Origin of the sequence: Ensifer sp. Root558, from assembly GCF_001427045.1 — a bacterium.
In the GTDB taxonomy this organism is placed as follows: domain Bacteria; phylum Pseudomonadota; class Alphaproteobacteria; order Rhizobiales; family Rhizobiaceae; genus Ensifer; species Ensifer adhaerens.
The window spans coordinates 18,634-35,588 of sequence record NZ_LMGC01000001.1; the positions used below are offsets into that span (position 1 = coordinate 18,634).

Genomic DNA, 16,955 nt, shown 5'->3' on the forward strand with positions numbered 1-16,955 from the left:
TCCATCGAGCTCGGACCGGTGTTGAAAAGTTTTGAAAATCCAGGCCCGGCGCAGGTGGCGGCACTAGAGTTCCAGCGCTGCCTTGAGGTCGGTCGACTTCAGAACGCGCAGGTCGAGGTCGGCTTCGATATGGTCGATGTGGTGGATCATCAGCCGCGCGGCCGCGTCGATGTCGCCACGCTCGATCGCGTTGACGATCTCGTCGTGTTCGCTGTGGCCGCAGCTCGAAACGGTCGATTGTCCGTAAAGCGCGATGACCAGCGAGGAGCGGGCGACGAGCTCGTCCATGAAGCGGCGCAGAATGGTGTTGCCCGAGAGGTCGGCAAGCGCCAGGTGGAAATCGCCCGATGCCTTGATTTCCGCACGACGGGCCGATTGACCGCGCTGTTCGGTCAGTTGGCGCTCGGCTGCCAGCATGCGCCTGAGTTCGGAAAGCTCCGCCTTGCCGATCTGGGCGGCGGCGGCGCGCACGACGCCGGGTTCGATCAGCCGGCGGGTCGCAAAGATCTGGCGCGCCTCGTCGATCGAAGGGTGCGCAACGAAGGCGCCGCGGTTCTTCTCGACGTTGACGAGGCCCTCATAGGACAGCGCCTGCAGGGCGGCGCGCACCAGCGTTCGGCTGACGTTGAAGAGTTCGCCGACGTCGCTTTCCGAAAGCTTCGTGCCAGGCGCAAGCCGCCGCTCGACGATCGCATCGCGCAATGTATCGCGGATGTGCTGACTGCCGGTGTCGGTGGTCGGGTCTGTGGCCAGTTCGGCCTGATGGGGCGTGGTGGTCAAGGACATGAATCGATCCGCGAAGCAACGCGCCATCTTATCGTCGGACGAAGCGAAGGGAAACGACAATCTGACGCGCAAAGGTTGCGGGGGCATCGTCAGGTCGAGCGAGGCTACTTGTCGAGCTCCGGATAGACCCGGTCGAGGAAGCCCGGTCGCAATTTCTCGCCGATCAGGCAATCGGGCGCCGGGAAGGCATCGACATAGCGTATGGTCGGCGGTGGTGGCAGGCCGCTGACTTCGAGCACCAGTTTCTGGCGGATCGCGATGGAGAAATCTTCGGGCTCGTGCACCGGCAGCACGAAGGAGCCGGGGCCGCCGATGACACATTCGGCATAATATTGGTCAAGCGGGCCGGTCGAAACCGACGGGCGGATGAGGATGGCAAGCCCGTTGATGGTGATGCCGCGCGTGATCGCGATCTCGCGGGCTGGAAGCACCGGCGGGCCGATGTTGTTCGGCCCGTCGCCGGAGATGTCGATGACCCTTCGCACGCCGCTGAACGCGTTGGAATCGATCAGCGCCGTGCCATAGGTGATGGCGTTGGAGATGGAGGTGCCGCGGCGTGTGCCGACCGGCCGCGCTTCGATCAGCTTGGCGAAGGCGTCGGCGTCGGCGGCATTGTCGATGACCTTCCAGGCGACAACGGAGGACTCGTTCACCGTTCCGGCCCATTCGAAATAGCCGATGGCGATCTTGCCCAGCTGGCCGCTTTCGACCGCATCAAGGAAGTCGCGATGCCGGAGTGCCTCGACATAGCCGGCCCTCTGGATGCGGGCCTCGTCGAGATCCATCGAGCCGGACATGTCGACCGCCAGGATCAGTTCGACGTCGACATTCGTCGCCTCGGCGGTCGATGGGCTCGGGCCACCACTCAATGAAAGGAGTAACGCCAACACGCTCAACATCGCTTCAACCAGTCATTGCGCGCGGTCAGATTAGAAGACTGTAACACAAGATTGGATTTCGGCGACCGTTTGGGTGTAGTTGGCCTTCACTAAAGAGTGATTTTGCCGGGTCCTGCATGAGGCCGGATGTCGGACAGGAAAGGCGAAATGCCGCAGCGTACGGAAAATACTGAGCGATTTCAGATCGATCGATTGCAGCAGGCGGCGTTCGGGTATTTCCTCGAACATTCGGATCCGGTCACCGGACTGATCGCCGACACCGCGTTGCCGGGCGCGCCGGCGAGCATCGCTGCGACCGGCTTCGGCCTTTCCTGCTATCCGATCGGCGTCGAGCGCGGCTGGCTCTCGCGCAGCGATGCCGCGCGGCGGGTGGTGACGACCCTGCGCTTCCTTGTCCAAAGCCCGCAGTCCCGCCACCGGCAGGCGACCGGCTATCGCGGCTTCTACCATCACTTCCTCGACATGCGGACCGGCGAGCGCACCTGGCAGAGCGAGCTTTCGACCGTCGATACGGCGCTGCTGATCGCCGGCTGCCTGACCGCCTCTGCATATTTTTCCGGTAGGGATGCGGACGAATGCGAGATCCGCGCGCTTGCCGATCGGCTCTATGCGCGGGTGGACTGGCGCTGGGCGCTCAATCGGGCCGACACGCTGACGATGGGCTGGCGGCCGCCGGGGCGGTTCTTGAAGCATCGCTGGCGGGGTTACAGCGAAGCGCTGCTGCTCTATGTGCTGGCACTCGGCGCGCCCGACCATTCGATCGAACCGGAGCACTATGCGGCCTTTGCCGAGGGCCATGACTGGATTCCCGTCGACGGCCGGCCGCATCTGCATGCGGCGCCACTCTTCATCCATCTCTTTCCGCAGGCCTGGCTCGATCTGCGCGGGCTTTCCGACCGGACGATGCGGGAGCGGGGGACGGATTATTTCGAGAATACCCGACGCGCCATCGCCTTGCAGCGGGACCATGCGCGCTCCAATCCCGGCGGTTTCGCCGGATATGGCGAGGACCTGTGGGGCCTGAGCGCCTGCCATGCGCCGCGCGGCCGGCTGCGGCTTGCGGATGGGCGCCAGCAGCGGCTTTTCGGCTATGTGAACCGCGGCGCACCCTACGGCCTTGATGACGGCACGCTCGTGCCCTGGGCGCCGCTCGCCTGCCTGCCGTTCGAGCCGGACGCGGCGCGGGCCTCCCTCGTGCATATGGCAGACAGTTATCCGGGACTTTTGAGCGAAGGGCGCTTTCCCGGCGGCTTTAACCCGAGCCTGGCCGCCGGCGCAGGCCCGGAGGGCTGGATCGATGCGCGTGTCGTCGGTCTTGACCAGGGCATCGTTGTCATGATGATCGAGAACTGGCAAAGCGGCCTTAGCTGGGCGCTGATGCGCAGCATGCCGGCGATCCGTCTCGGCCTTGAGCGGGCGGGCTTCGACGGTGGCTGGCTGCAGGAGGGGGAAGGCGCGTGTGGTAATCCGCCCGCATCCCGCGCCAGAGGATGAGAATGGACGACGGAGACGGCATGCGCTTGAACGACCACCGGCCGACAGCGGAGACCGCGGCGTTTGCGCCGCAGGCGCTGGCCGTCGCCGACCATCTGCGTGCCCAGTTTCCCGAGGCTGCCGTCTCGCTCGGGCCGGCGGCCAGTGATTTCAGCGCGCCGGGCGACTTCTGGGCTGCGGGCAGCGCTGGCCTTGAGGCGGGGCTCGCCTATCAGGATTTCTTCGGGGTCGGCATGACCGACCGGATCCGGGCGGCGCATCTGATCGCCTTCTATAGCCGCCAGCTGAGCGTGGTCCTTGGCGCGTTCCATCTCGGCGCCGGGTTGCAGGCGGAGGTGGCCGGCATTCGTTTCGAGGATTGGACGCGGCTTCACCGTGGCGTCGAAGTCGCGGGCAAGCGCTATCATTTTCGCCTGCATCCGCCGGCGACGGAGCGCCAGGGTGGCGAAGGCGTCAGCGCATTCGAACCGGGCTTCATCGCCCATCTGGCACCCGTCGTTGCGGTTCTGAAAGCGCGAGCAGGGCTGTCGAGCGGGGCGCAATGGCGGCTCGCGGCTGATGCCCTGGCCGGCGCGTTCCTGGAAATCGGCCGCGCGATCGGCGACGAGGCGCGCGGCATGGCCGAGGCGCTGGCGATCGTCAAACGACCGGGTTCGCGGCTCTACTCAGAGGAGCTCTGCTACGAGCAGATCGCGGCTCTCGATCCGGCAAGCGGCGCTCAGCTGTCGCGCCAGTATCGGATCCGTTGCGGCTGCTGTCTCTACTTCAAGACGGAAGGGGGCAGTTTCTGCGACACCTGCGTGCTGCTGGAGCCGGAAGATCGCCGCGCGCGGCTGGCGGCGCATCTCATGCAAAACGGCGGGACCTGAACCCCGCCGTCGCTTTGCTGACGATCTGTGATCAGTGATCACTGTGCCTTGACGAAGCGCTCGTTGATGAAGCCGGAGACGACGCCGAGCACGATCCAGAAGGCAAGCGTGGTGGCGAGTGCGGCAACCGCAAACTCGGCGCCGAGCACGGCCGGAACGTTGCTGGTGATATCGAGCGGCTGCGGCGCGCCGTAGACATGGGGTGCTGCGATCGCCACCAGGCCTGCGACCTTGGAGACGATCTCCTCGCGCAGGACGACGAGATAGAGGCCGACGGCGGAGAGCGCCACGGTCACCAGCCACCAGGTCTGGCGGTCGCCGAGTTCGGCTGCCGGAAAGCCCGGCAGTTCCGGCGGCAGACCGATCGCCGGCAGCATGTGCACGGCAAGCCAGCCGCAGGCGCCCCACAGCGCGCCGTTCCTGAGCGTGATCGGGTAGCCGATCACCAGGCTGACGCCGGCGAGCAGCAGGCCGAAGCCGGAACCTGTGACGAGGTTCGCCATCAGCGTGCCGGAGAAGCGGCTCATGCCGAACATGATGCCGCCTTCCTCATGCTCGCCCTCATGGGCATAGGCCGGGGTGATCGGCGACAAAGCGTCGAGGAAAGCGCCGAACGGCGACACGGCTTTGAGCGACGAATGCTGGTCGTGGTTTTCTGCGGCCGGCTGTGCCGCACCCGGCTGGGCGGCGGGCTGTTCGGTGGCGGCCGGTGCCTCGCCTTCGAATTCTTCTGCATGCAGGATCAGCGGTGTGACGCGCAGTTCCTGGGCGCCGGTCATGAAGACACCGGCAATCAATCCAGCCACGATCGCGGCCAGAAGCGTTCTGACAATCATCTTGAAATCCCTCGATAACGACAAAAGCCACGCCCTGTGGCGTGGTCCTTGAGCCTTCCCATTTTCCCAATGCTGCGGATGGCCTTCGCGCGCCGGAAAAACCGGGATGCACGCAGGCCTCCATCCGGCTCAGGCCGGATGCGTTCAGGTCCGCAGATTGTTCGATGCGGAACGTTGTTCACGTTCCGGCGCATCGGTCAGTGGCAGGGGAAGCCGTAGGAGTGGCGAGTGTCGTGCGCCGTGTCGTGCAGCACTGCCGAGTTGGCAAGGCCGGCGCCAAAGACGAGGAATGCGCCGATGAAGAGCGCGATGACGCCAGCGGTCAGACGATCGCTGAGGGAGAGCGGGGTGCTCGAAATGGTAGACGTAGCCATGACAACCTCCGTGATGGCATCGGGAAATTCCCGGTTGGGCCCTATGCCCGTATCGAGTGGCAGGTTTCCTGGCTCACGGCGTTGGGCTCGATGCCCTCGATCTGCCTCGCCTTCCCAGCTCGGCCGCCCTCTCGCGGTCTTGCCAGTGGCTTCTTCCGGATCGCTCCGGAACGGTGGATCGACGTCGCTCTACAGTCGCGGGGTCGGCCGTGATTTGAATGCCCAGCTTGGGTCCATCCGTCACATTCCCGTTTACTCCCGAAACACGTTCGCGTCCCGGGAACCAATCGATCCCAGATGATTAGGATTGTGTCATGGAGTTGTCAATTGAGTGCGCGCCGCCGCGCGGTCCATCCGCGACAAAATCCTTGATGGTCATGCGTTTGTAGGCTTCGACGATCTGGTCACCCTCGGCCCGGTCGACCGAGACTGCAAGTCGCATGGTGCAGTCGCCGAGATGCATGATCAGGAAGGCGGCGCTGTCGATCTCTTCGCGCGGCGTCTCCGGCACAAGGCAGGCCCAGACATCGGCAAGCAGCTTTCCGCCGGCGCGGCTTTGCGCAAGATCGATCTCGCGCAGTGCCTTGTCGGCCTGCATCGCCGACCAGATGTCGCGCATGACCGGCTCGGCGAGGAACATGTCGTAGTAGATGTCGAACAGCAGCGAGAAGGCGTCGCGCAGTTCGGCTATCGACGTGACCTTTGCCAGTTCGGCCGCGATGCACTCGTTGCAGACCGCATTGTAGCGCTCGGCCAGCGTGCGCACGATTGCCGCCTTGTCGGGGAAGTACTGATAAAGCGAGCCGATCGAGATCCCCGCCTTTTCAGCGACTTCGCTCATGCGCATGGCGTCGCTGCCCTTCTCCTGGATGAGCGCCGTCGCGCAGGCAAGGATCTGCTCGACGCGCTCGCGGCTGCGCTTCTGGCTCGGCGTCCGGCGCAGCGCAGGCTCGTCGTCGGCGGGAAGCGTGGCGGGACTTGCATCTGGAATCATGAGTAATGCTCACATTTTGACTTGACTCCTAAAATACGAGGATTTATCACATTTGCAAATGTGAGAGATGCTCATGTTTGTTGGTGGAACCTCAGGAGGAAGCGATGTCTCAGAAAGTCACACTGGTTTTGGGCGGTACCGGCAAGACGGGGCGGCGGGTGGCCGATCGCCTTCGGGAGCGGGGCGTAGCGGTCCGCATCGGCGCCCGTTCGGCGTCGCCTTCCTTCGATTGGACGGATGAGGCGACCTGGACGCCCGCCCTTGAAAATGTCGATCGCATCTATGTCTGCTACCAGCCCGATCTGGCGGTGCCGGGCGCCGTCGACGTCATCGCCAAGTTCTCGAGCCTTGCCGTTCGCACCGGCATCAAACGGTTGGTGCTCCTGTCGGGCCGCGGCGAGGACGAGGCGGAAGCCTCCGAGCGTGCGCTGCAGGCCTCCGGCGCCGACTGGACGGTCATCCGGGGCAGCTGGTTCTTCGAGAACTTCGACGAAGGCTTCCTGGCTGACAGCGTGGTGAGTGGTTCGGTCTTCCTGCCGGTGGACGAGGTCACCGAGCCCTTCGTCAGTTGCGACGACATTGCCGACGTGGCGGTTGAGGCCCTTCTGGACGATGCGCATATCGGCAAGGTCTATGCCTTGACCGGCCCGCGCCTGATGACCTTTGCCCAGGCCGTCGCCGAGATCGCCGCGGCCGCCAACCGTCGGATCTCTTATCAGGCCATTCCGGTTTCCGACTTCGCAGCGCATCTCAAGGCGGACGGCGTGCCGGATGACTATGTCGAACTCATCCGCTATCTCTTCACCTCGGTGCTCGACGGACGCAATTCCAGCATGACGTCCGATGTCGAGCGCGTGCTTGGGCGGCGTCCGCGCGAATTTGCCGATTACGCCCGGGAAACCGCAGCAACTGGTGTTTGGAGTCTTGCCGCATGATCCCGTTGATCCCCGCTCTGGCGTTTGCCGCCGCGATCGGTTCCGGCCTGATGGCCGGGCTGTTCTTCATCTTCTCGGTTTGCATCATGCAGGCCCTGTCGCGGCTGCCGCCGGAGCAGGGGATCGCCGCGATGAACGCCATCAATGTCGTGATCCAGAACCCGATCTTCCTCAGCGCCTTCATGGGCACGGCGCTGCTCGCCCTTGCGCTCGTCGTCGTCGCCTTCATCTCGGGGGGCGAGGGCAGGTGGTGGCTTGCCGCCGGTGGCATTGCCTATGTCGTTGGCGTGCTGCTGGTGACCATTGTCTTCAACGTGCCGATGAATGACGCGCTCGCCGCGGCAGCCCCCGGTCAGGCGGCGACCGATCTCTGGCGTGAGCGCTATCTGACTGATTGGGTCTGGTGGAACCACGTGCGCACATGGGCCTCGATCGGCGCGCTGGCGTTTTTCGTTCTCGGTTTCGCCCGCGCCTGACGAAAAGCGCCGGCAAGTCGATCCTTGCCGGCGCCTGCACGCGCCTTGACCTTCAAGCACATCCCGCCGTCAGGGCTTCGGAATACGCGCGTCGTATTGCGCTTCAAGGTCGGCAAACTTGCTCCAGAAGGCTGCCGGCTTTTCGCCTTCGAGCAGAGAACGCAATATGTCGAGGTGTACGTGCCAGCCGGCAGAGAAGCTGGTCATGACCGCGCGGTCGGCGATGCGCTTATGGGTGACGACGAGCAGCACCTTGTCGCCGCGGGGGCTGAGCTCGAAGCGGACCTCCGACGGGGTGCCGGTCTCTTCGTTCCAGGTATAGGCCAGTAGTCGTGGCGGCTCCCAGGCGAGCACGTGGCCGTAATTGCGCACCTCGCCGGCGTGCTCGGCGTATTTCTGCGGTGGCCGATCGTCCTCCGTCGTCAGTTCCGAATGGCGGAAGACGTGCTCGACCTCGGCCCCTTCCTTCGATCCGATCGTTCCGGACGCCATCCAGAGCCGGCGCTTGCTTTCCTCCGTCAGATAGGACCAGACCCGCTCGATCGGGCCGGGAAGCAGGCGCTCGATGCGCACCGCGTCCGGTGCGACGACACGGCCGTAATCGGCGCCGGCAAAGGCTGTGGCAGACGAAGTCATGGCTTTTCCTCCGGATCAGTTTGGATTGTGGCGTCTTCGGCGAGAAGCAGCGCCTCGAGTGCGTCGATGCGGGTGCGCCAGAAGGCTTCGTAGTGGCGCATCCATTCCATGCCTGCATGCATCGGCGCGGCATCGAGCCGGCACACATGCGTGCGACCTTTCACTTCGCGGCGCACCAGACCTGCTCCTTCCAGCACCTTGATGTGCTTCGATGCCGCGGCCAGCGAGATCGAGAACGGCGCCGCAAGCTCACCCACCAGTCTTTCGCCCTGCGAAAGGTCCTGGAGCATGGCGCGCCGCGTCGGGTCCGAAAGCGCGTGAAACACGGCATCGAGATGTGCGTTCTGATATTCAATCATATTGTTGAATATCCTCTCGGTCGACCTAATTGTCAACCGTTCGGTTGAATTTAAAAGTATCGCGAAAAGAGACCAGGCCGCGGTGGGTCGTCGTGGATGCGCCGTCCCTTCCAGGCGGCAAGCGCATCGGCAAGATCGTCGGTCGGCACCATCTGGGCAAACTGTTCGCTTTCGACCAGCAGCCCCTCGGCGATCGACATGTTGAGGCCGCGGGTGACGGCGGTGATGATCGAGCGCACTGCAAGCGGGGAGTGGCCCATGATGCGTTTTGCCAGGTCACGGGCGGCCGACATCAGTTCCTCATGAGCGACGACGTGGTTGACGAGCCCCAACTCCAGCGCGCGATCGGCCAAGAAATCCTCGCCTGTCAGCAGCAGTTCAAGCGCGCGCTTGCGGCCGGCCAGCCGCGGCAGGCGCTGGGTGCCGCCGAAGGTCGGCGGCATGCCGAGCTTGATTTCCGGTTTGGCAAAACGCGCCCGGTCGCTGGCAACAGCGAGATGCACCGCTTCGGTGATCTCGCAGCCGCCGCCATAGGCAAGCCCGTTGACGGCAGCGATGACCGGCTTCGGAAAGGCTTCGAGCCGGGCCGTCAGGCCCTGGCCGCGACGGACGAAATCGCGCACGGCCGGGTTTACGCCCTTGGCCACGCTTTCCGAGAACTCATGGATATCGCCGCCGGCGGAAAAGGCGCGGTCGCCGGTGCCGGTGATGATCACGGCGCCGACGCCGTCGTTCGCTTCGATCTGGTCGAGAAGGCTCATGAGCCGGTCGATCAGCTCGTAGTTCAGCGCGTTGAGTTTCTCTGGGCGGTTGAGAGTGAGGAGGGCGATGCCCTCGGAAATCTGCATCAGCACGGTGTTCGACATGGTTGCTCTCCGGCAGGTGTTGACGGGGAGAGGCTAGGTGAGGGAAGATGCCATGTATATTCACTAGTCGGTATACATGAGAGATGGCGAAAGCAGAGAAATCGACCCGGGAGCTGATCGTCGCAGCGGCGGAAAAGCTATTTTATGCCGAGGGCATCCGCGCCGTCAGCGTCGATGCGGTGGCGGAAGCCGCGGGCGTGACCAAACGCACGCTCTACTATCATTTCGACAGCAAGGACGAGCTGATCGCCGCCTATCTCGAAGGCCGCGACCAGCCCAATCTGAAACTCTTCCGCAAGTGGTTCGACGCGGGCGACGGGGACATTGCCGACAAGGTCGAGGCGATCTTCGTCAACCTGGCGCGGGCGGCGCGCCATCCGAAATGGAAGGGCTGTGGCTTCCTGCGCACCTCCGCCGAGCTTGCCAACATGCCCGGTCATCCGGCGATCCGCATCGGTGCCGCCCACAAGAAGAAGTTCGAGGCCTGGATTGCCGAGACCTTTACCGAAGCCGGTGTCGCCGAGCCGGCCGTGCTGGCAAAGCAGATCCTGCTGCTGCTCGACGGCAGTTTCGCGGTCGTGCTGCTGCACCGGGATCCAAACTACATGGAGGTGGCGGGCAAGGCTGCGGCGACGCTTGTGCGGGTGGCGCTTGCCGGAGCAAACCCGAAGGCGCCATCGGAACATGCGGCGGCTTCATTCTGAAGCGAGGCGATTTCCGCTTTCAATCGGCTGCCGTTGGCGGGCAGTATGGGCTGTATCGTTATCAGCCGAACAACCATTGAGCGCCGGTGTGGCCGCGTTGCGGCTCACCGGAGGAGGAAATCCATGACAGTCAAGCGTATCGTCTCAAACCTCTACGCCCCGGACCCGCAAGTGGCGCGCGCCTTCTACGGCGACCTGCTGGAACTCGACGTGGTGATGGATCACGGCTGGATCCTGACCTTTGCCGCCGAGGGCAAGGCCGCGATGCCACAGGTGAGCATCGCCAGCGAGGGCGGCAACGATACGCCGGTGCCGGTGCTTTCGATCGAGGTGGACGATGTCGACCGGGCCTATCAGCGAGCCAAGGCCGCCGGTGTCGAGATCGTCTACGACATCACCAACGAGCCCTGGGGCGTGCGCCGTTTCTACATGCGCGACCCGTTCGGCAATATCGTCAACATCCTGGCGCACTGAGCAATTCCAGGAAAAGTGCGAAGCAATTGCGCCAGCCAAGCGAGCGAATTCCAGGAAAAGTGCGCAGCGGTTTTCCGTCCGGAATTGCGTCCTTGCAAACTCGCGAAGGATGCCGCCGGCTGGACCGGCGGCCTCTTGCATCAGGCGAGCGACAGCGCGTTTGAAAGATCGGCCACGAGGTCGTCGGGATGCTCGATACCGATCGACAGGCGGATGGTCGATTCCAGCACGCCGATGCGGTGGCGCACCTCGATCGGCACGCCGGAATGGGTCATCGCCGCCGGGTGGCTGGCGAGCGATTCCGTGCCGCCGAGGCTGACGGCGAGCTTGAAGATCTGCAGCGCATTGAGGAAGCGGAAGGCCGCCTCCTGGCCGCCAGCGATATCGAAGGAGAAGGTCGAGCCAGCGCCGGTGCACTGCGTCTTGAAAGTGCGGCCGACCGGCGTGTCCTCGCCGTGGAAGGGCAGGTAGTGGATACGCTCGACCTTCGGGTGGTCGTGCAGGAATTCGGCGACGATGCGGGCATTGTCGTCGGCCTTCTGCATGCGCACCGCCAGCGTTTCGAGCGAACGGCCGAGCATCCAGCAGGAATGCGGATCGAGCTGCGTGCCGATCGCACCGCGTAGCGCCTTTACCTGCTTCATCACCGCCTTGGAGCCGAGCGCGGCGCCGGCGATCAGGTCGGAGTGACCACCGACATACTTGGTCAGCGAATAGAGCGAGATGTCGGCGCCGTGCTCGATCGGCCGCTGGAAGACGGGCCCAAGCAGCGTGTTGTCGCAGGCGACGATCGGGGTATGGCCCTGCTTCCTGCCGATCGCATCGGCAACGCGGCGGATCATGGCGACGTCGACGAGGCTATTGGTCGGGTTCGCCGGCGTCTCGATCAGGATCACCGAGACCCGGCCCTTGGCCATCGCCTCTTCTGCGGCGGCGCTGACGGCCGCCTCGTTCACGCCATCGGCAAAACCGACGGCGGAAACGCCGAGATTGAGGAAGGTGCGGGCAAGCAGCGTCTCGGTGCCGCCATAGAGCGGCTGGCTGTGCAGCACCGCGTCGCCCGGCTTGACGAAGGCGAGCAGCGTCGTGGCGATCGCCGACATGCCCGACGAGAACAGTGCGCAGCTTTCGGTGCGCTCGTAGACGGCGAGACGGTCTTCGACGATCTCGCTGTTCGGGTGGTTGAAGCGCGAATAGACGAGGCCGGCGCCGACACCCGCCGGCGGTTCCTTCCGGCCGGAGACAAAGTCGAAGAAGTCGCGGCCCTCTTCGGCGGAGCGGAAGACGAAGGTGGAGGTCAGAAAGACCGGAGGTTTGACCGCGCCCTCCGACAGTTCCGGATCGTAGCCATAGTTCAGCATCTGCGTTTCAGGATGCAGCTTGTGGTTTCCGATGTGGGTTTTGGAGGGATGCGGTGCGGTCATGGCTTGTCTCCTCAAGCGAAGCGGACTCGACTGACAGGCAAATTATATCAGATGCTTGGACCGATCCTTGCTATTTCCGGCGGGATCGCCTTGAGTTGCGCAAAGATTTGGCTGAGTTGAGAAGATATGGCGCAGAAAATAGCCGACGAGACGGATCGCAGGATTTTGAAGGAACTGGTGGCGGATGCCCGCCTGACCAACAACGAGCTCGCCGAGCGGGTGGGGCTCTCGGCGTCGCCCTGTCTGCGTCGGCTACGGCGGCTGGAGGAGACCGGGGTCATCCGCGGCTATACGGCTTTGGTCGATCCCGCAGTCGACGGCTGGACGATGACGGCGATTGCGACCGTCACGCTCAGCCGCCAGCACGAAGACGAGATCGTCATGTTCGAAGAGGCGGTGCGCGGCTGGGACGAGGTGCTCGAATGCCATCTGGTGACCGGCTCGCGCGACTACGTGCTGAAGGTGATGAGCGCCGGCCTCGATCAGTACGAGCGTTTCATCAAGGAGAAGATCGCAAGGCTCAAATGCGTCGCCTCGATCGAGACGAGTTTCGTGATGAACACGATCAAGGAGCGGCGAGTCTAGCGCCAACCCCTCCATAAGCCTCTGAAGCGGTTCGATAATCGTCCATCCGGCTTTGAAACCATCAGGGATGCCCTAGATTCGAGTTAGGAGGGCGTCCCACACGCTCGGCGGGCGCCTTGCTCTCTCGGAGAGAGACGATGGATTTCGCAACAGCGCTCGATGCCGCCGCTTCCTGGCTGCAGACGGTCTTTTTGAACGAGTGGACCTATTATCAGCTCGCCGTCATCGTCGCCGGCTACCTGGTCTGCGGCGCACTGGCGAAGCGAATAGAGCCGCGGGTCGAGGCTCGAGCCCGTCTGATCAAGGGCAATCCGGATCTTTTGCGGGTCATCATCGCCTTCATGCGGCGGCTGCGGTGGCTGTTTCTGATCGTCTGGCTCTGGATTGCCGACGGCATGATCCTGCGCTTTGGCTGGCCGTCCTATCGCTGGTTGGTGGCGACCGCGCTGACGCTGACGGCGGCGTGGTTCGTCATCTCGGTGCTCACACGCATCATCCGCAACCAGATGCTGGCGCGCGTCACCGCCGTCGTCGGCTGGATCTATTTTGCGCTCTATGCGGTCGGGCTCGACCGGGTGATCCTGACGACACTTGATGGCGTTGCCATCAATCTCGGTGCGGTTCGCCTGTCGCTGCTGCTCGTCCTGAAAGCCATCGTGCTCTCCGCCGCGCTGATCTGGCTTGCCGTTTTGATCGGCAATGTCTCGTCGCACTGGATCCAGCGGTCAGCGGACCTGACCCCCTCCTTCAAGGTTCTGATCAGCAAGCTGGTCAAGATTGCGCTGATTGGCTTTGCCGGCGCAATCGCGCTATCGGCCACCGGCATCGACCTGACGGCGCTGACGGTTTTTTCCGGGGCGGTCGGTGTCGGCATCGGTTTCGGTCTGCAGAAGGTGGTTTCCAACTTCATCTCCGGTATCATCATCCTGCTCGACAAATCCATCAAGCCGGGCGACACGATCACGCTCGGCGATACCTTCGGGTCCGTGCGCGACCTGCGCTCCCGCTTCGTCTCCGTCATCACCCGGGACGGCAAGGAATACCTCATTCCAAACGAGGATTTCATCTCGCAGCAGGTGGTGAACTGGTCGTTCTCCAGCGACTTCGTCCGCATCGAGGTCGATTTCGGTACCTCCTATGACAGCGACCCGCACGAGGTGGCGCGCATCGCCATCGAGACTGCCGCATCGCTGCCGCGGGTGGCGAGCAGCTACGCGCAGCCGGTGTGCTGGATGACGGGTTTCGGCGCCTCGTCGCTCGATTTCAAGCTGAGGTTCTGGATCTCCGATCCGAGTAACGGGCTCACCAACATCCGCGGCCAGGTGCTGATGGCGCTCTGGGATGCGTTCAAGGCGGCGGGCATTTCGATCCCGTTCCCGCACCGTGAAATCATCATGAAGACGCCGGTCGAGGTCACCCGGGTTTAGGGGCCGAAGTGCCCGTCGGCCGGTTCGCGTCAGGGTGTCTTGCGGTTGTGGCGATTGACTGGACACGCCGGGGAAGCGACATTGCCGGCGCCGGAACAGCCCGCAGTCGTTCCGGTGACCGTGCCAGCATCAGTGGGGACCCGACGCCATGGACCATCTTCAACAGACGCCGCTGTCGAGGTTGCCGATGCCGCGTTTTCTCTCGACGCTGCTGGCATCGTTCTCGACCACGGGGCTCATCGTCGGCGTCTTCTTCTTTGCCATGTCGCTGACGCCGAGCCTCATCCCGCGGCCCTATGTGGTGCAGGCGGTGATTTCGGGCCTGTCGCTTTCCGCCGGCTATGCGATCGGCGTACTGTTGCGCTGGCTGTGGTCCTTGCTCGACCTGCCGGAGATCCGCGGCCGCACAGGCCTTACGGTGAAGGTGCTAGCGGCGCTCGGCTGCACCGCGGTTGCGCTCGCCTTCCTCTGGCGCACCGCCTACTGGCAGAACACGGTGCGGCAGATCATGGGGCTCGACCCGGTCGAAAGTGCTGAGCCGTTCAAGCTCGGGCTGATCGCGGCACTCGTGTTTGTCGCCATCGTGCTCATCGCGCGCCTGTTCCGCTTGACCTTCCGGTTTCTGACCCGCCGCTTCGAGCATGTGTTGACCCGGCCGCTGGCAAAGGTCGCAGCCGTCGTTGCCGCCCTCGCGCTGTTCTGGTCCGCCGTTGACGGCGTCATCTTCCGCTTCGCGCTGCATGCGGCCGACAGCTCGTTCCAGCGGTTGGACGCGCTGATCGATCCGGATGTCGCGCCGCCGACCGATCCGTTGAAGACCGGCAGCAGCGCGTCGCTGATGACGTGGGACGAACTCGGCCGCCAGGGCCGCCAGTTCATCGCTTCCGGTCCGACGGCGAAGGACATCGGCGGCTTCTTCGGCGGAGAGGCACAAGAGCCATTGCGCGTCTACGCCGGTCTCAACTCGGCCGAGACCGCCAAGGAGCGGGCGAAGCTCGCGCTGGAGGAATTGAAGCGCGTCGGTGGTTTCGAGCGATCGAACCTTCTGATCGTGGTGCCGACCGGCACCGGCTGGATCGACCCGCCGGGCCTCGATTCGCTCGAATATCTGCTGAAGGGCGATGTCGCCAGCGTCGCGGTGCAGTATTCCTATCTCACGAGCTGGCTGTCGCTGCTGGTCGAGCCGGAATATGGCGCGGAGACTGCCGATGCGCTCTTCGATGCGGTCTATGGCTACTGGACGACGTTGCCGAAGGACAGAAGGCCGAAGCTCTATCTCTATGGCCTCAGCCTCGGCTCGATGAACTCGCAAGGCTCGGTCGATCCCTTCGATATCATCAGCGATCCGTTCCAGGGCGCGCTCTGGGTCGGCTCGCCGTTCCCGACCAAGACCTGGCTGCAGATCACCCGAAACCGCAATCCGGGCTCGCCGGAATGGCGGCCGCTTTATCGCGACGGCTCGGTGATCCGTTTCACCAATCAGGAGAATGCGCTGAACATCCCGGGCGCGACCTGGGGCAATGTCCGCATCGTCTATCTGCAATATGCCAGTGATCCGATCACCTTCTTCGATCCATACTCCTTCTACCGCGAGCCCGACTGGATGAAGGCGCCGCGCGGTGCCGACGTCTCTCCTGCGCTCAGATGGTTCCCCGTCGTCACCATGTTTCAGTTGCTTGCCGACATGGCGCTCGCGACGACCTCGCCGATCGGCTACGGCCATGTCTATGCGCCGGAGCACTATATCGACGCGTGGATGCAGGTGATGGCACCGGCTGATGTCAGCGAGGCGGACGCCGAGCGGCTGAAGGCGCTGCTCAAGGGTCGCTACTGAGCCTGCTTGTCGCCGGACCGCTCGCCACGCAGGTGCGCGGCGATCTGGTTGGCGAAGGCCTGGATCAGCGGCTCCTCCGCCTTTTCCGTCGGGCAGAGCAGATAGTAGCCGGCCGAGGCCGGTATCGCCGTCGGGAAGGGCTGGATCAGGCGTCCTTCGTAGAGATAGGAGCGTGTCAGCACGTCTGAGACGAGCGCGATGCCCTGGCCCTGTAGCGCCGAGGCGACGGCGATCGCGACCGATTGCACCCGCACGCTCCGGCTGCCTTCGAGCGAAATGCGCGATGCGGCCGACCAGCGCGTCCATTCCCGGCCGTCATCCTCATGCAGCAGCGTGACGTCGCGCAGCTTCCGCTCGCGCAGCGGGCCTTCAAGCCGGGGGAAGAGGAGCGGCGAGCAGACCGTCCTGAGCTTCACGTCGCTGACTGGCTGCCACCACAGGCCGTCGAAGGGCGGATTGTCGTAGACGACGGCGAGATCGACATCGTCCCAGACGACGTCGCTGGCGCGGATGCAATTGCGCATCGAAAGATCGGTGACGCCGCGCGCACCCGCGAACTGTACGAGGAGGCCGGCCATCCAGGCAATCGCGAGCGCCGGGGGCAGGCCGACCGTCAGCTTGCGCTGGTGGCTTTCGAGCCGTCGGTCGGTGCCGTCCTCCACGGCGGCGGCAAGGTTGCCGATCGCGTGGGAAACCGTCTGCGCGAACTCGCGGCCGGCGGCCGTGAGCTTGATGTTGCGGCCGGATTTTTCAAGCAGCGTCAGGCCGGTCGTCTCCGAGAGCCGGCGCAGCTGCAGCGACACGGCGCCGGGACTCAAGCCGAGCTCATCCGCCGCCTGGCGCACGGAACCGATGCGCGCGACCGCCTCGAACGCCCGGATATAGGGCAGGAAATGCAACGCCTTCACGTGAGCCCTCCCGCTCTGATCGCGCCCCTCACGGCGTGAAATCGTTTAGCCAGACTGCACAATATCAAGCATAAA

The 16,955-nt window shown here is 64.1% G+C and carries 19 protein-coding genes and 1 riboswitch; of the genes, 9 read left to right on the plus strand and 10 right to left on the minus strand.

Features of this window, described 5'->3' with window-relative positions:
- Window positions 1-63 precede the first annotated feature (63 nt).
- Window positions 64-786 (minus strand): GntR family transcriptional regulator, encoded by a 723-nt coding sequence (locus ASD63_RS00125; protein ID WP_051659285.1) that lies wholly within the window; start codon window positions 784-786, stop codon window positions 64-66.
- A 104-nt stretch (window positions 787-890) separates the two neighbouring features.
- Window positions 891-1,685 carry a DUF1194 domain-containing protein gene (locus ASD63_RS00130; RefSeq protein WP_034791962.1) on the minus strand — a complete coding sequence of 265 codons (795 nt, stop codon included), beginning with the start codon at window positions 1,683-1,685 and terminating at the stop codon, window positions 891-893.
- A gap of 147 nt (window positions 1,686-1,832) precedes the next feature.
- On the opposite strand from ASD63_RS00130, the gene ASD63_RS00135 reads away from it, so the two are divergent.
- Together ASD63_RS00135 and ASD63_RS00140 are read left to right on the plus strand one after the other, a co-directional pair.
- Entirely contained in the window at window positions 1,833-3,179 is a 1,347-nt protein-coding gene (locus ASD63_RS00135) for a glucoamylase family protein (RefSeq protein ID WP_060528742.1), read from the plus strand.
- Window positions 3,180-3,199: 20 nt separating this feature from the next.
- A complete protein-coding gene (locus tag ASD63_RS00140; RefSeq protein WP_143106227.1) occupies window positions 3,200-4,048 on the plus strand; it encodes a (2Fe-2S)-binding protein in 849 nt (282 codons plus the stop codon).
- 38 nt (window positions 4,049-4,086) lie between these two features.
- Here the strand turns inward: ASD63_RS00140 and ASD63_RS00145 are convergent, their stop codons facing one another.
- The 3 genes from ASD63_RS00145 to ASD63_RS00155 form a co-directional block, all read right to left on the minus strand.
- Window positions 4,087-4,884 (minus strand): CbtA family protein, encoded by a 798-nt coding sequence (locus tag ASD63_RS00145; RefSeq protein ID WP_034791964.1) that lies wholly within the window; start codon window positions 4,882-4,884, stop codon window positions 4,087-4,089.
- Between the two features lie 197 nt (window positions 4,885-5,081).
- Window positions 5,082-5,258 carry a CbtB-domain containing protein gene (locus ASD63_RS00150; RefSeq protein WP_034791966.1) on the minus strand — a complete coding sequence of 59 codons (177 nt, stop codon included), beginning with the start codon at window positions 5,256-5,258 and terminating at the stop codon, window positions 5,082-5,084.
- A 40-nt stretch (window positions 5,259-5,298) separates the two neighbouring features.
- A riboswitch (cobalamin riboswitch) is annotated at window positions 5,299-5,561 on the minus strand.
- Window positions 5,560-6,252, minus strand: a complete 693-nt coding sequence (locus tag ASD63_RS00155; RefSeq protein ID WP_051659240.1) for a TetR/AcrR family transcriptional regulator — start codon at window positions 6,250-6,252, stop codon at window positions 5,560-5,562. (Overlaps the previous riboswitch by 2 nt.)
- 104 nt (window positions 6,253-6,356) lie before the next feature.
- Here ASD63_RS00155 and ASD63_RS00160 point away from each other — a divergent pair, with 104 nt between their 5' ends.
- Window positions 6,357-7,187, plus strand: coding sequence for an NAD(P)H-binding protein (locus ASD63_RS00160; protein WP_034791968.1), 831 nt, complete (start codon window positions 6,357-6,359; stop codon window positions 7,185-7,187).
- A complete protein-coding gene (locus ASD63_RS00165) occupies window positions 7,184-7,663 on the plus strand; it encodes an anthrone oxygenase family protein (RefSeq protein ID WP_034791970.1) in 480 nt (159 codons plus the stop codon). The genes ASD63_RS00160 and ASD63_RS00165 overlap by 4 nt, the downstream gene beginning before the upstream one ends.
- Before the next feature lie 69 nt (window positions 7,664-7,732).
- Here the strand turns inward: ASD63_RS00165 and ASD63_RS00170 are convergent, their stop codons facing one another.
- From ASD63_RS00170 to ASD63_RS00180, 3 genes are read right to left on the minus strand one after another with little or no spacing between them, the layout of a single operon-like run.
- On the minus strand, window positions 7,733-8,299 hold the full coding sequence (locus tag ASD63_RS00170; RefSeq protein WP_034791972.1) for an SRPBCC family protein: 567 nt from the start codon (window positions 8,297-8,299) through the stop codon (window positions 7,733-7,735).
- Window positions 8,296-8,658 (minus strand): metalloregulator ArsR/SmtB family transcription factor, encoded by a 363-nt coding sequence (locus tag ASD63_RS00175; protein WP_060528743.1) that lies wholly within the window; start codon window positions 8,656-8,658, stop codon window positions 8,296-8,298. The genes ASD63_RS00170 and ASD63_RS00175 overlap by 4 nt, the downstream gene beginning before the upstream one ends.
- A gap of 50 nt (window positions 8,659-8,708) precedes the next feature.
- Window positions 8,709-9,524: a crotonase/enoyl-CoA hydratase family protein gene (locus ASD63_RS00180; protein WP_034791976.1), complete on the minus strand. Its 816-nt coding sequence runs from the start codon at window positions 9,522-9,524 to the stop codon at window positions 8,709-8,711.
- 83 nt (window positions 9,525-9,607) lie between these two features.
- Here ASD63_RS00180 and ASD63_RS00185 point away from each other — a divergent pair, with 83 nt between their 5' ends.
- Together ASD63_RS00185 and ASD63_RS00190 are read left to right on the plus strand one after the other, a co-directional pair.
- Window positions 9,608-10,228, plus strand: coding sequence for a TetR/AcrR family transcriptional regulator (locus tag ASD63_RS00185; RefSeq protein WP_034792004.1), 621 nt, complete (start codon window positions 9,608-9,610; stop codon window positions 10,226-10,228).
- 123 nt (window positions 10,229-10,351) lie between these two features.
- Window positions 10,352-10,702 carry a VOC family protein gene (locus tag ASD63_RS00190; protein WP_034792008.1) on the plus strand — a complete coding sequence of 117 codons (351 nt, stop codon included), beginning with the start codon at window positions 10,352-10,354 and terminating at the stop codon, window positions 10,700-10,702.
- Window positions 10,703-10,842: 140 nt separating this feature from the next.
- Here the strand turns inward: ASD63_RS00190 and ASD63_RS00195 are convergent, their stop codons facing one another.
- Window positions 10,843-12,126 (minus strand): cystathionine gamma-synthase family protein, encoded by a 1,284-nt coding sequence (locus ASD63_RS00195; RefSeq protein ID WP_034792023.1) that lies wholly within the window; start codon window positions 12,124-12,126, stop codon window positions 10,843-10,845.
- Window positions 12,127-12,252: 126 nt separating this feature from the next.
- Between ASD63_RS00195 and ASD63_RS00200 the strand changes: the two genes are divergently transcribed.
- From ASD63_RS00200 to ASD63_RS00210, 3 genes are all read left to right on the plus strand, one after another.
- A complete protein-coding gene (locus ASD63_RS00200; protein ID WP_034792047.1) occupies window positions 12,253-12,711 on the plus strand; it encodes an Lrp/AsnC family transcriptional regulator in 459 nt (152 codons plus the stop codon).
- Window positions 12,712-12,848: 137 nt separating this feature from the next.
- Window positions 12,849-14,138, plus strand: a complete 1,290-nt coding sequence (locus ASD63_RS00205) for a mechanosensitive ion channel domain-containing protein (protein WP_034792051.1) — start codon at window positions 12,849-12,851, stop codon at window positions 14,136-14,138.
- Between the two features lie 148 nt (window positions 14,139-14,286).
- Window positions 14,287-15,972 (plus strand): alpha/beta-hydrolase family protein, encoded by a 1,686-nt coding sequence (locus ASD63_RS00210; protein ID WP_060528744.1) that lies wholly within the window; start codon window positions 14,287-14,289, stop codon window positions 15,970-15,972.
- Here the strand turns inward: ASD63_RS00210 and ASD63_RS00215 are convergent.
- Entirely contained in the window at window positions 15,966-16,880 is a 915-nt protein-coding gene (locus tag ASD63_RS00215; RefSeq protein ID WP_034792055.1) for a LysR substrate-binding domain-containing protein, read from the minus strand. The genes ASD63_RS00210 and ASD63_RS00215 overlap by 7 nt on opposite strands.
- Window positions 16,881-16,955: the final 75 nt, after the last annotated feature.